The organism is Lysinibacillus sp. NPDC093712, from assembly GCF_050280025.1.
Taxonomy (GTDB): Bacteria; Bacillota; Bacilli; order Bacillales_A; family Planococcaceae; genus Lysinibacillus.
This window is the reverse complement of sequence record NZ_JBNNUU010000009.1, coordinates 20,449-38,369: the sequence shown is the minus strand read 5'-3', so window position 1 is coordinate 38,369 and position 17,921 is coordinate 20,449. Positions and strand designations below refer to the sequence as shown.

17 protein-coding genes are annotated in these 17,921 nt (G+C 38.9%); 6 read left to right on the top strand and 11 right to left on the bottom strand.

The window, feature by feature from the left end; genetic code table 11:
- Positions 1-6: 6 nt before the first annotated feature.
- A complete protein-coding gene (locus ACQKNX_RS21900; protein ID WP_427430667.1) occupies positions 7-1,794 on the top strand; it encodes an assimilatory sulfite reductase (NADPH) flavoprotein subunit in 1,788 nt (595 codons plus the stop codon).
- Positions 1,795-1,810: 16 nt separating this feature from the next.
- Positions 1,811-3,529: an assimilatory sulfite reductase (NADPH) hemoprotein subunit gene (gene cysI / locus ACQKNX_RS21895; protein ID WP_427430666.1), complete on the top strand. Its 1,719-nt coding sequence runs from the start codon at positions 1,811-1,813 to the stop codon at positions 3,527-3,529.
- Positions 3,530-3,960: 431 nt separating this feature from the next.
- Here the strand turns inward: cysI and ACQKNX_RS21890 are convergent, their stop codons facing one another.
- From ACQKNX_RS21890 to ACQKNX_RS21875, 4 genes are read right to left on the bottom strand one after another with little or no spacing between them, the layout of a single operon-like run.
- Positions 3,961-5,031 (bottom strand): sulfate/molybdate ABC transporter ATP-binding protein, encoded by a 1,071-nt coding sequence (locus ACQKNX_RS21890; protein WP_427430665.1) that lies wholly within the window; start codon positions 5,029-5,031, stop codon positions 3,961-3,963.
- 15 nt (positions 5,032-5,046) lie between these two features.
- Positions 5,047-5,922, bottom strand: a complete 876-nt coding sequence (gene cysW, locus ACQKNX_RS21885) for a sulfate ABC transporter permease subunit CysW (RefSeq protein ID WP_340822841.1) — start codon at positions 5,920-5,922, stop codon at positions 5,047-5,049.
- 9 nt (positions 5,923-5,931) lie between these two features.
- Positions 5,932-6,765: a sulfate ABC transporter permease subunit CysT gene (gene cysT, locus ACQKNX_RS21880; RefSeq protein ID WP_427430664.1), complete on the bottom strand. Its 834-nt coding sequence runs from the start codon at positions 6,763-6,765 to the stop codon at positions 5,932-5,934.
- Between the two features lie 11 nt (positions 6,766-6,776).
- The gene (locus ACQKNX_RS21875; RefSeq protein WP_427430663.1) at positions 6,777-7,829 is read right to left on the bottom strand and encodes a sulfate ABC transporter substrate-binding protein; all 1,053 of its coding nucleotides are present in this window, start codon (positions 7,827-7,829) and stop codon (positions 6,777-6,779) included.
- 532 nt (positions 7,830-8,361) lie between these two features.
- Here ACQKNX_RS21875 and ACQKNX_RS21870 point away from each other — a divergent pair.
- The 3 genes from ACQKNX_RS21870 to cysC all read left to right on the top strand — a co-directional run bounded on the left by ACQKNX_RS21870 (position 8,362) and on the right by cysC (position 10,885).
- The gene (locus ACQKNX_RS21870; RefSeq protein ID WP_427430662.1) at positions 8,362-9,063 is read left to right on the top strand and encodes a phosphoadenylyl-sulfate reductase; all 702 of its coding nucleotides are present in this window, start codon (positions 8,362-8,364) and stop codon (positions 9,061-9,063) included.
- Positions 9,064-9,155: 92 nt separating this feature from the next.
- On the top strand, positions 9,156-10,295 hold the full coding sequence (sat, locus tag ACQKNX_RS21865) for a sulfate adenylyltransferase (protein WP_427430661.1): 1,140 nt from the start codon (positions 9,156-9,158) through the stop codon (positions 10,293-10,295).
- Entirely contained in the window at positions 10,292-10,885 is a 594-nt protein-coding gene (gene cysC, locus ACQKNX_RS21860; RefSeq protein ID WP_427430660.1) for an adenylyl-sulfate kinase, read from the top strand. Before sat ends, cysC begins: the two co-directional genes overlap by 4 nt.
- Positions 10,886-11,091: 206 nt before the next feature.
- Here cysC and mnhG read toward each other — a convergent pair whose 3' ends face one another.
- The 7 genes from mnhG to ACQKNX_RS21825 are packed head-to-tail and all read right to left on the bottom strand — an operon-like array spanning position 11,092 to position 16,853.
- The gene (mnhG, locus tag ACQKNX_RS21855) at positions 11,092-11,460 is read right to left on the bottom strand and encodes a monovalent cation/H(+) antiporter subunit G (RefSeq protein WP_340822851.1); all 369 of its coding nucleotides are present in this window, start codon (positions 11,458-11,460) and stop codon (positions 11,092-11,094) included.
- A complete protein-coding gene (locus ACQKNX_RS21850; RefSeq protein ID WP_139860686.1) occupies positions 11,444-11,725 on the bottom strand; it encodes a Na(+)/H(+) antiporter subunit F1 in 282 nt (93 codons plus the stop codon). Before ACQKNX_RS21850 ends, mnhG begins: the two co-directional genes overlap by 17 nt.
- Positions 11,722-12,201, bottom strand: coding sequence for a Na+/H+ antiporter subunit E (locus tag ACQKNX_RS21845; protein ID WP_427430659.1), 480 nt, complete (start codon positions 12,199-12,201; stop codon positions 11,722-11,724). Before ACQKNX_RS21845 ends, ACQKNX_RS21850 begins: the two co-directional genes overlap by 4 nt.
- A 4-nt stretch (positions 12,202-12,205) precedes the next feature.
- Positions 12,206-13,693: a Na+/H+ antiporter subunit D gene (locus ACQKNX_RS21840; RefSeq protein WP_427430658.1), complete on the bottom strand. Its 1,488-nt coding sequence runs from the start codon at positions 13,691-13,693 to the stop codon at positions 12,206-12,208.
- Complete coding sequence (locus ACQKNX_RS21835; protein WP_024364871.1) at positions 13,686-14,027, bottom strand: Na(+)/H(+) antiporter subunit C; 342 nt, start codon at positions 14,025-14,027, stop codon at positions 13,686-13,688. The genes ACQKNX_RS21840 and ACQKNX_RS21835 overlap by 8 nt, the downstream gene beginning before the upstream one ends.
- Positions 14,027-14,449 (bottom strand): Na(+)/H(+) antiporter subunit B, encoded by a 423-nt coding sequence (locus tag ACQKNX_RS21830; RefSeq protein ID WP_427430657.1) that lies wholly within the window; start codon positions 14,447-14,449, stop codon positions 14,027-14,029. The genes ACQKNX_RS21835 and ACQKNX_RS21830 overlap by 1 nt, the downstream gene beginning before the upstream one ends.
- Complete coding sequence (locus ACQKNX_RS21825) at positions 14,436-16,853, bottom strand: Na+/H+ antiporter subunit A (protein WP_427430656.1); 2,418 nt, start codon at positions 16,851-16,853, stop codon at positions 14,436-14,438. The genes ACQKNX_RS21830 and ACQKNX_RS21825 overlap by 14 nt, the downstream gene beginning before the upstream one ends.
- Before the next feature lie 153 nt (positions 16,854-17,006).
- Here ACQKNX_RS21825 and ACQKNX_RS21820 point away from each other — a divergent pair, with 153 nt between their 5' ends.
- A complete protein-coding gene (locus ACQKNX_RS21820; protein WP_427430655.1) occupies positions 17,007-17,570 on the top strand; it encodes a DUF5366 family protein in 564 nt (187 codons plus the stop codon).
- The last annotated feature ends 351 nt before the right edge of the window (positions 17,571-17,921 follow it).

The window sequence follows — 17,921 nt, the reverse complement described above, 5'->3', positions numbered from 1 at the left end:
CATAGTTTGAAACTGCAAGTAATTAACAGTCCTTTTAATGAGGAGCAGGTGAAACTTTTAAATGAGCTTTTACCTAATTTAACAGGAGAACAAAAAATTTGGTTGAATGGTTACTTAAGTGCGCCAGTAGCAACCATTGATACAAACGTAGTAGAAGAAGCAAAATTGTCAGTTGTCCCAACAACGAAATCAGCAACACTGTTATATGGATCACAAACAGGAAATAGCCAAAGCTTAGCTGAAAAATATGCAGCTGCATTAAAAGACAATGATGTTGAGGTGACAGTCACATCTTTAGCGAAATTTAAGCCGAATAATCTAAAGAAAATAACGAATCTATTGCTCGTAGTAAGTACGCATGGTGAAGGGGAACCACCCGATCAAGCAATTCAATTTTATGAATTTTTACACAGTAAACGTGCACCAAAACTAGAGCATCTGCACTTTTCCGTATTGGCATTAGGAGATAGCTCATATGAATTTTTCTGTAAAACAGGTCAGGATTTTGACGCGCAATTTGAAAAGTTAGGCGCAACACGTATCGTTCCACGAACTGACTGTGATGTTGATTATGATGAACCTGCTGCCAAATGGTTTACGGATGTTCAACAGGCATTATTACAGCATACAGATACAACGGTTAAAACGGAGCAAACGCAAATAATAGAAGGAGATGCTACATATTCCAGGAAAAATCCGTATTATGCTGAAGTATTGGAAAACATCAATTTAAATGGTCGTGGCTCTAAAAAAGAAACGCGTCATATCGAGTTATCAATTGAAGGAGCGAATTTTCATTTTCAGCCTGGAGATAGCATTGGTATCCTTCCAGAAAATGATGAAACATTAGTGCATGCATTAATAACAGCATTACAGTTTAATCCACAGGCACAAGTAACTGTATCTGGTGAGGTAATGCAATTAAAAGATGCGCTCCAGAAAAAGTTTGAAATTACGGTTTTATCAAAGCCTCTTTTACAAAAAATTAGCGCATTTACGGTGCATAAGGAATTTGCGAAGCTATGTGAAAGTTCAACAGCTTGGAAGGACTATGCAAGAGGAAGAGATTTAGTAGATATCGCAGAAGATTTTGCTCCATTTACTTGGGATGCTCAACAGTTTGTTGACCTTCTTCGAAAAATACCAGCTAGACTTTATTCCATCGCGAGTAGCCAATTAGCAAATAGTGATGAGGTTCATTTAACAATTGGAAAAGTAAGCTATGAAACGAATGGCCGAGTGCGGTTTGGGGTGTGTTCCGGTAGTGTTGCAGGGCGCGTCCATATTGGTGATACATTACCGATTTATGTTCATAAAAATCCAAACTTTAGATTGCCAGAACAAGCAGACATACCAATTATTATGATTGGCGCTGGTACAGGAGTTGCGCCATATCGTGCATTTTTAGAGGAGCGAGAGGAAATAGGTATAGAGGGCAAATCTTGGTTAATTTTTGGCGATCAGCATTTTGTGACTGATTTCCTTTATCAAACAGATTGGCAGCGTTGGCTTGCTTCAGGAACATTAGCTCAAATGGATATAGCCTTTTCTCGTGATACAGATAAAAAAATATATGTCCAACATAAAATCGAGGAAAAGGCACAAGCATTTTATGAATGGCTTGAGCAAGGGGCTGTTATTTACGTTTGTGGCGATAAAAAATCGATGGCAGCTGATGTTGATCAAACAATCCTTCACATTATTGAGCAGCAAGGGAACAAAACACCTGAGGAAGCGAAAGCTTATATTAATGATTTAAAACAGCAAAAACGCTACCAACGTGACGTTTATTAGTAAAGGAGCGAAAAAGATGACTGGAAAAATTATTTTACCTCCACAATCTGGGACACCTAGTGATGTAGAGCGTATTAAAAGCGACAGTAATTACTTACGTGGGACACTTGAACGGACTATGAGTGATCCATTAAGCTCAGGAATTCCTGAGGATGACAATAGATTAATGAAATTCCACGGAAGTTACTTACAGGATGACAGAGATTTGCGAAATGAACGGCAGCGTCAAAAGCTAGAACCAGCGTATCAGTTTATGGTGCGAGTAAGAACACCTGGTGGGGCTGCAACACCTGCACAGTGGCTTGTGATGGATGAGATGGCAAGAAAATATGGCAATGGCTCGTTAAAATTAACGACACGTCAGGCATTCCAAGTTCATGGCATTTTGAAATGGAATGTCAAAAAATATATGCAAGAAATTAATGACGTACTGTTAGATTCACTCGCTGCATGTGGGGATGTGAATCGAAATGTGATGTGTAATGTCAATCCGAACCAATCCGCATTACATGAGGAAATTTACAATTGGTCAGCGAAGTTAAGTGAGCATTTATTGCCAAGAACTCGTGCCTATCACGAGCTATGGCTTGATGGTGAAAAAGTAGTAGATAGCCAAGAAGAAGAAATTGAGCCTATTTACGGTGCACAATATTTACCGCGTAAATTTAAAATCGGTATGGCAATTCCACCAAGCAATGATGTCGATGTTTATTCCCAAGATATCGGTTTTATTGCAATCATTGAAGAAGACCAGTTAGTGGGCTTTAACGTAGCTGTTGGAGGAGGAATGGGGATGTCACATGGTGACCATGAAACATATCCACAGCTTGCTCGTAATATTGGCTTTATTACACCTGACAAATTGCTTGAAACGTCGGAGAAAATTATTACGATTCAGCGTGACTATGGTAATCGTTCAGTTCGTAAAAATGCACGGTTTAAATATACTATTGATGCGCGAGGACTCGACTGGTTTAAAGCAGAATTACATCGCCGTTTAGGATGGGAACTACAAGAGGAACGTCCATTTACATTTGAACGTACTGGTGATGAATTTGGATGGATCAAAGGCGCTGATGGCAAATGGCATTACACTTTATTTATTCAAAATGGACGTATTAAAGATTTTGAGGATTACGAGCTGCTAACGGGTTTACGAGAAATTGCCAAAGTGCATAGCGGAGATTTTCGTTTAACACCAAATCAAAACTTAATGATTAGCAATGTATCGCAACAGAAGAAGAAACAAATAGCTACGCTTATTGAACAGTATAAGCTAACAGATGGTGCACATTACTCAGCACTGCGCCGCAATTCAATTGCTTGTGTATCGTTACCTACTTGTGGTTTAGCAATGGCAGAGGCAGAACGTTATTTACCTTCACTCATTACGAAAATTGATACGATTATTGATGAAGCTGGTTTACATGAAACAGAAATTGTTATTCGTATGTCCGGTTGTCCAAATGGCTGCTCACGTGCAGCAATGGGCGAAATAGGCTTTATCGGTAAAGGTCCAGGAAAGTACAATATGTATCTTGGCGCTAGCTTTACAGGTAATCGGTTGAATAAAATTTTTCGTGAAAATATAGGGGAAGAAGAAATTTTAGCGGAGCTACGTCCAATTCTTTTCCATTTTGCAAAGGACCGTATAGAGGGTGAGCATTTCGGAGACTTTGTTATTCGTGCGGGCTATGTAACAGCAGTCTTTGATGGACGAAAATTTCATAACTAAAATATAGAAAAAGTGTTAGATTGACTGCCATCAATCTAACACTTTTTATGCTATACCGTTGTTGTCCGCTACGGCGGTTGCTTTCCGCGGGCACACACGTAAGCCGCAACCCTCGCGAACGCGCGGTTTGTTGCGTCTTACGTTGCGTGCGTTCCCGCAGGAGTCACCGCCTTCGCTACCAACAACTAGTACACGCTGCTAATTTATTATTCTTGCAAAAGAAAGAATTGCTTATTCCAGACAATCTAACACTTTTTATGCTATGCCGTTGTTGTCCGCTACGGCGGTGCTTTCCGTGGGCACACACGTAAGCCGCAACCCTCGCGAACGCGCGGTTTGTTGCGTCTTACGTTGTGTGCTGTTCCCGCAGGAGTCACCGCCTACGCTACCAACAACTAGTACACGCTGCTAATTTATTATTCTTGCAAAAGTTAAATAGAAAAATCTTCTGGAATAAATACTTTTAATTGCTTTGGTCGTACAAATACATTGTCGCCTACTTTTAGTTGAAGATTTGTAAACTGATCTTTTGTTAGCTCTGCCTCTAAAAATTCATCAATATCAAGACGGCGCAATTCAATTTGTACAATTGGTCCTAGCAAATGTATATGGCTTATTTGAGCATGAACAGTGCCTGACACCGCTGTTTTTTCAATTTGTATATCGTGTGGGCGAACGTAGCCTACAGCATCGTCCTGTGTATGAGCATGCGTGTCTGGCACATCAATGGCAAATTCTCCATGTGTCAGCTTTCCGTTATGTAAACGCCCTTTGAAGAGGTTGACATTACCTAAGAAATCATAGACAAATGGACTTTTAGGGTGGGTGTAAACTTCATCTGGACTGCCGATTTGCTCAATTTTACCGTTGTTCATCACGACAATTCGATCAGCCACATCAAGTGCTTCCTCTTGGTCATGCGTAACAAAAATACTCGTTATTTGAAAATCATCATGTAGCTTTCGCAACCAACGCCGTAATTCCTTACGCACTTTAGCATCAAGTGCACCGAATGGTTCATCTAATAAAAGTACTTTAGGTTCGACAGCGAGTGCGCGAGCGAGTGCGACACGTTGCCGTTGCCCACCAGATAGCTGAGTTGGATAACGATCCGAGAAATTTTCTAGTTTAACAAGTCGCAGTAATGTCATTACTTTATCAGTTATTTCTGCTTTGGTTGGTCTTGTTTTACGTGGTCGTACTTTCAGCCCATAAGCAACATTATCAAAAACAGTCATATGGCGAAAAAGCGCATAATGTTGGAAAACAAAGCCTACGTTGCGTTCCTTTGGATGACGATTAGTAATCGTTTGGCCGTCAAATAAAATTTCGCCAACATCAGAGGCTTCAAGTCCTGCAATCACACGAAGTAAAGACGTTTTACCAGAGCCAGATGGACCGAGAAGTGCTACCAATTCACCAGATTGGATATCGATGGATACATCTTGCAGTGCTTGAAAGGAACCGAATTTCTTTGATACATTTTGTATTTGTATACTCAAGCAAGTATACCCCCTTTAAACTGATTTTGATTTCCAAGCAACAATATCTTTTATAATAAGCGTAATAATGGCTAACACACTCATCAATGACGCAACAGCAAAGGCTGCTGAAAATTGATACTCATTGTATAAAATTTCGATATGAAGCGGCATTGTATTCGTCATGCCCCGAATATGACCCGATACAACAGAAACAGCTCCGAATTCGCCAATTGCACGAGCATTACATAATATCAAACCATAAAATAACCCCCATTTAATATTGGGTAATGTGACATACCAAAAGGTTTTAAAGCCATTAGCCCCGAGAGAAATAGAGGCCTCTTCTTCCGATGTCCCTTGTGCCTGCATTAATGGCACGAGCTCTCTTGCTACAAAGGGCAATGTCACAAAAATGGTAGCAAGTACAATGCCCGGCAAAGCAAAAACAATTTTAATATCATTGGCAAATAGCCAGTTCCCAAACAGACCTTGTGCACCGAATAGCAATATAAACACTAAACCTGCGATAACTGGTGACACAGCAAAAGGTAGATCAATCACTGTAAGTAATAAATTTTTCCCCTTATAGTTAAATTTCGTTAGTGTCCAAGCTGCCATAATGCCGAAGATTGCATTTAAAGGAACTGCGATTGCCACTACTGTTAAGGTTAATTTTATAGCAGCTAATGCATCCGGATGGGTAATTGCGTCAAAATAAACGTCTGCTCCTTTTTGAAAGGCTGTTATAAAAATGGATACGAGAGGAAGAACGATAAAACATGCTAAAAAAGCAAGCGCAATAAATGTTAATACATAACGAACAATGCGAGGCTCCTGTAGGGCAGCGGGCTTTGCCGTTGCAATGTGTGATTCAGGAGCAATAGGTTCGATTACCGTAGACTGATCCATAAATACCTCCTAATGTACAAAGCGACGATTTGCCAGCCACTGTATTAAATTAATGGTGAACAATAAGACAAATGATGTAATAAGCATGACGGCAGCAATAGACGTAGCGCCAGCATAGTCATATTGTTCAAGCTTTGTCATAATGATTAACGGTGTAATTTCCGTCTTCATCGGCATATTCCCAGCAATAAAGACAACTGATCCATATTCCCCTAGGGCACGTGCAAAGGCTAAAGAAAAGCCTGTTAAAATGGCAGGTGCTAGTTCGGGGAAAATAATTTTTATGACTGTTTGGAGCCTTGTTGCTCCAAGACTTGCTGAGGCCTCTTCGACTTCAGTACTAATATTTTGTAAAACAGGTTGCACGGTGCGCACTACAAATGGAAGTCCAATAAAGGTTAGTGCAATGATGATACCAAGTGGTGTAAAGGCGATTTTAAAATCGAAAAATTGACCGATCCAACCATTCGGGGCATAAAGGGATGTTAAAGCAATTCCTGCTACTGCTGTAGGTAAAGCAAATGGTAAATCTACAAGACCGTCAATGATGCGTTTAAACGGAAAATGGTAACGCACGAGTACCCAAGCGATAATGGTGCCAAAGACAACATTAAGTAAACCAGCGGCTAGTGCTGTGCCGAAACTGAGCTTATAGGAGGCAACTGCACGTGGATCGGTTATAATTGTCACGAATTCAGCCCAACTCAAGGACATCGTCTGAATAAAAATCATTGCTAAAGGCAAGAGCACAAGCAAGCTAACGTATAGCATTGTATAACCGAGAGAAAGATGAAAGCCGGGAATAACACGTGCCGGCTTCTTTTTTACTGTTAGGCTAGTCATCATATGCCTCCTTATTGTGGAACGTAAATTTCATCGAACGTGCCACCGTCTTTAAAATGCTTTGACTGTGCTTCTGCCCAACCGCCAAAGTCTTCAATTGAAATGAGCTCAAGCTTTGGAAATTGATCTTGGTATTTTGCTAATATTTCTTCATTGCGTGGACGATAGTAGTTTTTTGCAGCAATTTCTTGCCCAATATCGCTATATAAATGTTGTAAGTATGCTTCTGCTACTTCGCGCGTCCCTTTTTTATCTACAATTTTGTCAACAATTGCAACAGGAGGCTCTGCTAAAATACTCAATGAAGGTGTAACGATTTCAAATTCATCTTCCCCTAATTCATTAAGTGATAAATAAGCTTCATTTTCCCAAGCAATTAACACATCACCTATTTTCCGTTCAACAAACGTCGTCGTTGCGCCGCGAGCCCCAGAATCAAGTACCTCTACATTGCTGTACAATGCCTTCATGAAATCCTTTATTTGCTTCTCGTCATTGTTATACAACTTTGCAGCAAATCCCCATGCAGCTAAGTAATTCCAACGTGCACCGCCTGAAGTTTTTGGGTTTGGTGTGATGACTGATACATCGTCTTTTGTTAAATCACTCCAGTCATGTATAGCTTTTGGATTGCCTTTTCGTACTAAAAAAACAATTGTAGAAGTGTAGGGTGTAGAATTATTTTCAAATTCTGTTTGCCAGTCTTTGTTTAGCAAATCGCGAGCTTGGGCGATTTCATCAATATCGTAGGCTAGTGCTAGTGTCACAACATCGGCTTCTTGACCATCAATGACCGCTCGCCCTTGTTTACCCGAGCCACCATGTGATTGATGAATCTTCACATCTTGACCTGTTTCGTTTTTCCACTTTGCGATAAAGTCTTTATTAAATTCATCATAAAGCTCACGCGTTGGATCATAAGAAACATTTAGTAGCTCAACTGACTTTTTTGTGTCTTCCGTACTTGTATCGTTGTCTGTGGATGTGCTATTACATCCTGTTAACATTAAAGTTAAGCCAGATAAGAGTACAAATGATTGAAAAATATGCTTTCTTTTTTTCATCAAAAATCTCCCCTTTTTCTCAAAAGAACACAAAAGACCATCTCTCAAAAACGTGTACAAACACATTTTGAGTAGATGGCCTTCAGATCCTCTGATCAGCATTTTTTTGTTTTTTATTAGCTTAGTACCACATTAAACATATATTTCCTATTAGTCAACAAGGAATTATGAAAAATTTCTGTTTTTTTTTCAGACAATTAACTGATGTGCAGACGATGAGTAGCAAAAGACCAATTATTTGAATAAAATTATTTGTAAATGATGAGCGTGACATTCAAATGGGGTATAAAATGATACTGCTGAAATAAGTTTAGATTTTTAATAAAACCTAGTTGACTACTAGGTGTAATTTAGTATATATTTGGTAATAAGAAGTATGATTGCTGAATGAGGTACAAGATTACTAGTTTACAATCATCCATAAAAGCTGGCTAGTCAAACTAGAGGCGTTTTAACGAAGGCACAATGCAATTGTTGTGTCTGTTGTTAAAACGCCTTTTGCTATATCCGAAAATGTTTCGAGGGGGATTACATGTTAACGTATGCAACTTGGCAGGAGCCAACGATTAATTTTGGAGTGGATGAATCCTTTAAAGGTGCACTAGAGGTTTTACAATGGAGCTATGCACAATATGACGATGATATCGTTTATGCCTGTAGCTTTGGTATAGAGGGAATTGTATTAATCGATCTCATCTCAAAGGTTAAGCCAAACGCTACTATCGTTTTTTTAGACACAGATGTCCATTTTAAAGAAACATATGAAACGATTGAACGTGTAAAGCACAAATATCCACAGCTCAATATAATTTTGCAGAAACCTAAGCTTACACTTGATGAACAAAAGGCTCAATATGGAGATGAATTATGGAAGTCCAACCCTAATAAGTGCTGCGATATTCGAAAAATTAAGCCATTACATGAGGCATTATCAGGAGCTACAGCTTGGATTTCAGGTTTGCGCAGGGAACAATCCCCGACACGACAGCAGACGAATTTTATCAATCGTGATGATAAATTTAAGTCGATTAAAATTTGTCCGCTCATTCATTGGTCGTGGAAAGATGTATGGCGTTATGTTTCAAAGCATGATTTAACTTACAATCCGTTACACGATCAAGGCTATCCGAGCATTGGCTGTGAACACTGTACACAACCAGCCTTTACAATGGATGACCTACGCGCAGGCAGATGGCAAGGATCTGCTAAAACTGAATGTGGGCTACATGAATAGGGGCGTTTTGAAGAGGAACGCTTAATTTAGAATGCAGGTGAAGGCATTTAATTATAAAACATACTTTTCAAATTAAATTAGGGGGAATAAAAATGACGCTACAACCACATGGCGGTGCTTTAGTGCAAGCCTATAATCCACAAAAATCGGTAGTACATATTAAAAAGGAGATTGAATTGGATGCAATTTCGTTAAGTGATTTAGAGTTAATTGCAATTGGAGGATATAGCCCAATCGATGGTTTTTTAACTAAAAGTGATTATGAATCTGTCGTTGAACATACAAGGTTAGCCTCTGGCATTGTGTGGAGTATTCCTATTACACTTCCTGTTAACAACGAAGTCGCAGCAACATTACAGCCAGGGGATGAAGCGAAATTAGTATATGGCAACGAAATTTATGGTGTCATTGATATCACTGATATATATGAGCCAGATAAACAAAAAGAGGCACTACTCGTTTACGGTACACAGGATTTAGCGCATCCTGGTGTGAAAAAGCTCCATGAGCGGCAGGCAATATATGTTGGAGGTAAAATTACATTAATACAGCGTCTTGAGCAAAAATTCCCTCCTTATTCATTTGATCCAAAGGAGACACGTCAGCTGTTTAAGGAAAAGGGATGGCAAACAATTGTTGGCTTCCAAACACGTAATCCTGTTCATCGTGCACATGAATATATTCAAAAGGCGGCATTAGAAACAATCGATGGCTTATTTTTAAATCCGTTAGTAGGTGAAACGAAGTCGGATGATGTATCGGCAGCTATACGTATGGAGAGCTATGAGGTTCTTTTAGAAAATTACTATCCTCAAAATCGTGTGCAATTAGGCGTCTTTCCAGCAGCAATGCGTTATGCAGGGCCAAAAGAAGCCATTTTCCATGCACTTGTGCGAAAAAATTACGGCTGCACCCATTTTATTGTAGGACGTGATCACGCAGGGGTAGGTGATTATTATGGAACATACGATGCTCAAAAAATCTTTGAACAATTTACAGAAGATGAGCTTGGTATTGTGCCGTTAAAGTTTGAGCATAGTTTCTATTGCACTACATGTGAAGGGATGGCTACAACAAAAACATGCCCGCATGATAGTGCATCCCATGTTATTTTATCTGGTACGAAGGTGCGCGAAATGCTTCGAAACGGGGAAGTTCCTCCAAGTACATTTAGTCGTAAAGAGGTTGTCGATGTACTTATTAAAGGAATGCGTGAGGAGGTGTTAAAATGAGTTCCAATATCGTTTGGCATGAGTCATCCATTACAAAAGAAGAACGTCACACTCAAAACAAACATCAAAGCTTTATTTTATGGTTTACAGGGCTATCAGCTTCAGGGAAATCATCCGTAGCAAATGCCCTTGCCCGTGCCCTATTTGAACGAGGGAACCAGGTATTCGTACTGGACGGCGATAATGTACGACATGGGTTAAATAATGATTTAGGTTTTGACGAAGTAAGCCGTAAGGAAAATATAAGGCGTATCGGGGAAGTTTCCAAGCTTTTTGTGGAAGGCGGTCAAATTGTGCTCACTGCATTTATTTCACCTTATAGAGAAGATCGCAAAGTTGTTCGTAAGCTAGTGGAAGAGGGAGAATTTTTAGAAGTGTATGTAAGATGCTCCGTAGAAACATGTGAACAGCGTGATCCAAAAGGTCTTTATAAAAAAGCGCGCAATGCGGAAATTGCTAATTTTACAGGTATTAGTGCGCCATACGAAGAACCTGAACATCCAGAATTTATTTTGGATACTGAGCGCTACTCTATTGAGAAATGTGTCGAGCAGTTAACGACGTTTTTAACAGAAAAAGGCTATATTTAAAACAAGAGAAATCGCCGAAAAAGTCCCTTGAATCGCCGATAAAACAGCGGGAATCGCCGATAAGGGCCCCTGAATCGCCAGTAAAACCAGAGAAATCGCCGGTAAACCTGCGGGAAGCAACAGCTATAGCGAACATAAACGGCGTAACAAAAAGTGTTAGATTGATTGCAGTCAATCTAACACTTTCTTATTTTTGTCTCAGCTTCTTATTTGATACCTTGTTCTTTTTTCATTTTATCAATTTCAGGACCTAGCTCGTCACGTACTGTTCCCTTCCAAGGTTTAACACCTGCTATATAGGATGAACGGGTCATGATATGTCCACCGACAGGGCCTGTAATAAAGAGAAACAATATACCGAGTAATATACGAGGGTTAAAATGATCCTCGATAAGCCAAAAGTGAAAGAATACGCCAATCAATACACACATAACACCGAGTGTTGCACTTTTAGAAGCGGCATGTGCACGTGTATACAAATCAGGTAATCGAATTAGCCCAATAGCTGTTACGACGATAAATAGTACCCCGATAGAAATGAACAGAATAACTATAGTATTAGCGAGAATTGTCACGTTTAATGATATCTCCTTTCTCTATGAATTTAGAGAAAGCAACTGTACCGATGAACGATAAAATCGCTAACAATAATACAATTTCTAAAAAGAAGCTCGTCTCCACTAAAATTGAAAATAAAGCGATTAATGAAATGAGTGACACTCCTAAGGAATCTAGTGCTACGACGCGATCGGACGCGGATGGCCCTTTCACCATACGGAAAATCACGGCAATCATTGATAAGCAAATCACTACGATCGCTGCAATAATAAACGTCATCATGATCTACTCACCTCCAAAATGGCTTTTTCAAAAGAATCACGAATGGATGCAATGGCATCGTCTACATCACTAATATCAATAGCATGGACAAACAATGTTTTTGCATCGTCCGATACATGAACGACAACGGTTCCTGGTGTTAGAGTAATGAGACTTGATAATAATGTAATTTCCCAATCTTCTTTCAGGACAGTAGGGTAAGCAAAAAAGGCAGGTTGCATATCTAGCTTAGGCTTTAACACAACTTTCAGTACTTGAATATTTGCTAATATTAACTCCTTAAAGAAGAGCGCAGTAAGTTTAATGATTGCCCATATACGGAAAACATAGAGACGTTTAAAAAAGAATCTTCTCATAATCACGAGCAATATAATACCGAGAATGAAGCCTACTATAAAGCCTGTTGCTGTATAGTTAGATGAAAGAAACATCCAAACGAAGGCAAGAGCAAAGTTTAAAATAATTTGAAATGCCATAGCTCTAATCCTCCTTCATTACAGCATCTATATAAATAGATGGGTCATTTAATAGTTTCGCAGCATCATCCATGAATGGTGTAATCCACTCTGAACCAACACCGTATGCTACTGTAATAAGGACTAATACGACAGTTGGTACAAAAAGGGTAGTATATACTTTTTTATCAACAGTACCCGTTGTCGCTTTTTCCTCTCCCCAGAAGGCATAAAGGAAAATACGAATAACAGAAAGTAGCACAAGTAAAGATGAGGCTAAAATAAAGATACTACTCCACATGCTACCAGCCTCAAAGCCGCCTTGAACGATTAACAGCTTTCCAACAAAACCACTAAGTGGGGGAATCCCTGCTAAACCGAAGGCAGCTATTAAATAAAACCAGCCTAGCACAGGGTACTTTTTCATAAGACCGCCCATTTTCCGTAAATCTGATGTGCCTGTAATGTAGATTACAATACCAATCAACATAAAGAGGGCTGCCTTTATAAGCATGTCATGGATTAAGTAGAACATCGCACCCTTTAACGCCACTTCATTCATTTGAGATACACCAAATAAAATGACACCTACCGCAATAACAATGTTATAGATAATAATGAGTTTGACATCGTAATAGGCAAGTGCCCCAATACAGCCTGCAATAATCGTTCCAATTGCTAGTATCATCAGTAAATGATGTGTATACGATAAATCATGTACGAAAAATAGTGTGTATGTGCGAGTAATCGCGTAAACGCCAACTTTTGTTAGAAGTGCACCAAATAGTGTTAACACAGGAATCGGTGCAGCTGCATAAGAAGTTGGAAGCCAGAAGTAAAGCGGGAATATCGCCGCTTTTAAACCAAATACCATTAAAAACAGCACAGCAATAACGGTTATGATACCTGGCTGATTAATCTCGCTAATTTTCACCGCAATGTCTGCCATATTCAGTGTGCCTACAACTGAGTAAAGGAAAGCTACTGTAATCACAAATAATGCCGAAGATATGACATTAATTAAAATATATTTAATGGAGCCTTTAAGTTGTCCTTTTTCTCCACCTAGTACAATTAGTAAATATGACGCCATTAATAATACTTCAAAGAATACGAATAAGTTAAAAATATCCCCTGTCGTAAATGCGCCATTCACACCTGTTAAAATAAACATAATACCAGGATAATAGAAAAAGCGTTCACGCTCATTTGTAATAGAACCAAAGCCGTACCATACAACGAAGAATGCAATGAGTAAGGTTGTAGTTACTAACAGTGCAGACATCATATCAGAAACCATTGTTATACCATAGGGTACAGGCCAATCTCCGAATGTAACTTTCTGCAGACCATCATTTTTTACTTTCCATAAAAGTGAAACGGCTGATATGAAAGCAAGTAGAATGCCTAGTAAAGCAAACGTGCGCTGATATTTTAAATTTTTCTGCCCAAACATTAATATCATGCCGAAGAAGAACGGAATGATGATTGGTAGTAAAAGGAAGTTATTCATCCTCATCACTTCCTCTCATTAAGCTAATATCATCTGTTTCTAGCTCCTGATATGAGCGATATGCAAGTACTAGGAAGAAAGCCGTTACCCCAAAGCTAATAACAATAGCTGTTAAAATTAAAGCTTGTGGTAAAGGGTCAGCAAACGTTTTGGCACCTTCTTTTAAAACAGGAGGAGCCTCCCCTGTAAGTCCACCCATTGTTAAAATGAGTAAATGTGCACCGTGGCTTAGAAGCCCAGTACCGATAATAATGCGTAATAAGCTTTTCGATAATATTAAATAAACCGCTGCCATAAACAAAAAGCCAATGACAAACGCCATAATTATTTCCATTATTCATCCTCTCCAATCGTTTGAATAATGGTCATCGTAACGCCAACAACAACCAAGTAAACACCGCTGTCAAAAAGCATGGCAGTGTGTAAGGATTGCTTACCCAGAAGCGGTAGTTCGAAATAATCAAAGAAATGTGTGAAAAATGGTTTTCCCAAAAACATAGGGAATGCCGCTGTTGCAAGTGCCAATAATAAGCCCGTTGCAGTTAAATACGTATAGTTGATCGGTAAAACTTTACGTACAGTGTTTAAATCAAAGGCAAGTACTAAGAGCACGATGGCACTGGATGTTAAAAGTCCTCCAACAAAGCCTCCACCTGGTGTATAATGACCAGCTAAAAAAATATGAATGGAGAAGAAGAAAATAATGAAGAATACAATTTTAGCTGTAAATTGTATTATCACATCATTTGTTTTCATGCGATTTCTCCTTTCTATTCATACGCAGCTTGATCATTGCTAAAATTGCCATTCCAGCAATACCTAACACTGTAATTTCAAATAATGTATCAAAGCCACGATAGTCTACTAAAATAACATTTACAATGTTCCCGCCACCTGCTAATGAATAGACGGTTTCTTCGTAATATTTTGAGATAGTCGGGACAAACTTTTGAGAATGTGCCGATAAGGCTATAAGCGTCACCATCACACCAACTGCGATGGAAATAACCGCACGATTCAACTGAAAGCGCATGCGTTCTTCACGTTTTCCGAGCTTCGGAAGATGATAAAACGCCAATAAAAATAATGCGACAGAAATAGTTTCAATAACTAGCTGTGTTAAAGCTAAATCAGGTGCATTAAAAATTACGAAAAATAATGCAACAGTGTATCCGACAGAGCCAAGTCCAATGATTGCTGTAAGACGTGACTTCGCAAAAATCGTAATCGCTGTGCCAATAATTAATACAACAATTAAAATTAATTGGTAAGATCGAATTGGCGCCGCACCCTCAAATGATAATGAAAAAGCATCCTTGGCAAATAATGTCCCAATGGAAATAACGGCAATAGCACTAAACATATACAATAAGTAGTGGCGCATTGAACCAGTCATATAAAGACGTGATATACGATTTAATCCGACATCTAAACCAAGCATTGTTTTGTCATATGCATTATTGAGCGTAAGAGCACGTGGGAATAGGTTATAGATGCCCTGCCATTTAGGTAAGGCAACAAATAATAAGACGCCTATAATGACAATGCCGATAGTCATGATTAACTCCGGTGTTAGCCCCCCATGCCAGGCAGCCACGTGAATATTGATATCTTCAGGAACATCATATAAAAACGGCTGAATAGCTTGTACCGCAGGCTTAACAAACGTATCCCCAATGATATTAGGGATGAAGAAAATAATGACTACTAATGATGCTAAAATCATCGGTGATATAAGCATACCAATTGGAGCCTCATGTGGTTTATGAGCGTAAAGCTCGGGTTTATATTTTCCTGTAAATGTTCTAAATACAAAGTAGAAACTATAAATAAACGTAAAAATACTCGCTATCCATGCAACGATAGGGAAAAGAACGCCCCATGTATCAAAACCAAAAAATTCAAAATTTTGAAGTGCTAACATAGCAGTTAAAAACATTTCCTTACTTAGGAAACCATTAAATGGAGGTAATCCAGCCATCGAGAAGCTACCAATTGCCGCCACTGTAAAGCTAAGAGGCATAATGCTCATTAATCCCCCAAGTTTACGGATATCACGAGTACCTGTTTCATGATCGATAATTCCTGCAATCATAAATAAGCTACCTTTAAATGTCGCGTGGTTAATAAGGTGGAAAATGGCTGCAAATGCCGCATATTTAAACACTGAATCAGCTGCACCGTTTACATGAAATGCAACTGCCCCAGCGCCTAGTAGGGACATAATTAATCCAAGCTGACTGACAGTAGAAAACGCTAGAATTCCTTTTAAATCGGTTTGTTTGACTGCAAAGAACGAACCCCAGAATAGCGTTAACAGACCTACTCCTGTAACAAGCCATACCCATAGCTCAGAAGCTGCGAAGATTGGTGTAAAGCGAGCCACTAAGTAAATCCCTGCTTTTACCATTGTTGCAGAGTGTAAATATGCGCTGACTGGTGTCGGTGCTTCCATTGCATCGGGTAACCAAATGTAGAATGGGAATTGTGCAGATTTTGTAAATGCGCCTAGAAGTAATAAAACGAGTGCCCATGTGAACAATGGATGTTGCACTAAGTTTGGTGCCATTGCAATAAGTTCACGAATTGAATATGTTCCACCCATTAAATAAAGAAGGATAAATCCTCCTAACATCATTAAGCCGCCGAAAACTGTAATCATCATGGATTTTAGTGCACCGAAGCGAGAAGCATCACGTGTGTACCAATAACCAATTAGTAGGAATGATGAAATCGACGTTAACTCCCAGAAGAAGTACAAAGTAATTAAATGATCAGATTGTACAACACCGAGCATTGCGGTCATAAACAATAATAAGTAAACATAAAAATTATGTAGTTTTTCTTTATGTTTATCTAAGTAAAAAATGGAGTAAAGCACAACGAGTGAGCCAATTCCTGTAATGAGTAACGAAAACAGTAAGCTAAGTCCATCTATATATGATACGACAGAAATATCGAGCGATGGAATCCAAGGTATTCCATCATAAAACACTTCTCCTTGGGCAACTCTCGCTATATAAGTAGCATAAATAACGGCGAGTGTTGCAGGTACTGCCAGAACAAACCAGCCTGTGTGAATATTTTTAACGCTTTTATATATAAAAGGCACAAATATTGCAGCAAGCATCGGGATGAAAATATAGAGTACTTGTAACAAAAAAATCCTCCTTTATGCAGGTAAGTGTAATAATTATAACGTACTTTCGTAGGGAATGCATTTGGACTAACAGGATTTAGCTTGGATAGCAGGAGAATTTTAGCTATATTATAAATAGGAAGTTATCAAAAAAAACAGAGGAAAAAAATTTTTATGAGGAACCCTTACATATATGGTTATTTACCATTAATTACAATTTTATTGTTTAGTTTAACGTTCGGCATGTATGCAGTAGGCGAAGCATTACAATTATTTCAAGCAATCGGTGTTTATTCAGGAATGCGTGAATTTTTATCGGATATTGAATTACGTGTATTATTGCTTGTTGTATTTGCAGTTATTTTTTTTATGGCAATTTCAGCGCTTAAATTAGTTGGTGAAACAATTCATGAGCTAGGAATGTTATTTTTTTCAAAAGATAATGAAGGGGCAGCAGTAAGCCAAGCACGTGGAGGCTATGTCATTTTATTTATTGGCGCTATGTGTTCTGTTTTTGCTATTCAATCCATTTATGCATTAGCAGGTATATTCATATTAACGATTTTTGTCTATTTCATTTATCTTATCTATAAAATGAGCCTTTTTATGTCCATGGGTGGCACGATTGGATTACTAATATTTGAACTTTTCATGTGGACAATATTATTTTCATTATTAGTTTATGTCATTTTAAAATTGTATAACGGTGTACTGGCAAGCCTTCCTTTTGCAAAATAAGAGTGACAAATAAGAGTGACAGGCACCGAAACAATTCTAAATTTTGCCAGTAGGGAATACCAAGTAAAAACCCACGTAGAGTCCTGCGGGAACGCACGCAAAGTAAGACGCAACAGACGACGCGACAGCGACGGTTGCGGCTTACGACGTGCCCGCGGAAAGCGAAGTGGGTTTTTACGCATAAGAAATCATTTTTTATAAGGAGATATTAAGTGTCAGTGACAAGTGTCAGTGACAGGCACCGAAACAATTCTGAATTTTGCCAGTAGGGAATACCAAGTAAAAACCCACGTAGAGTCCTGCGGGAACGCACGCAAAGTAAGACGCAACAGACGACGCGACAGCGACGGT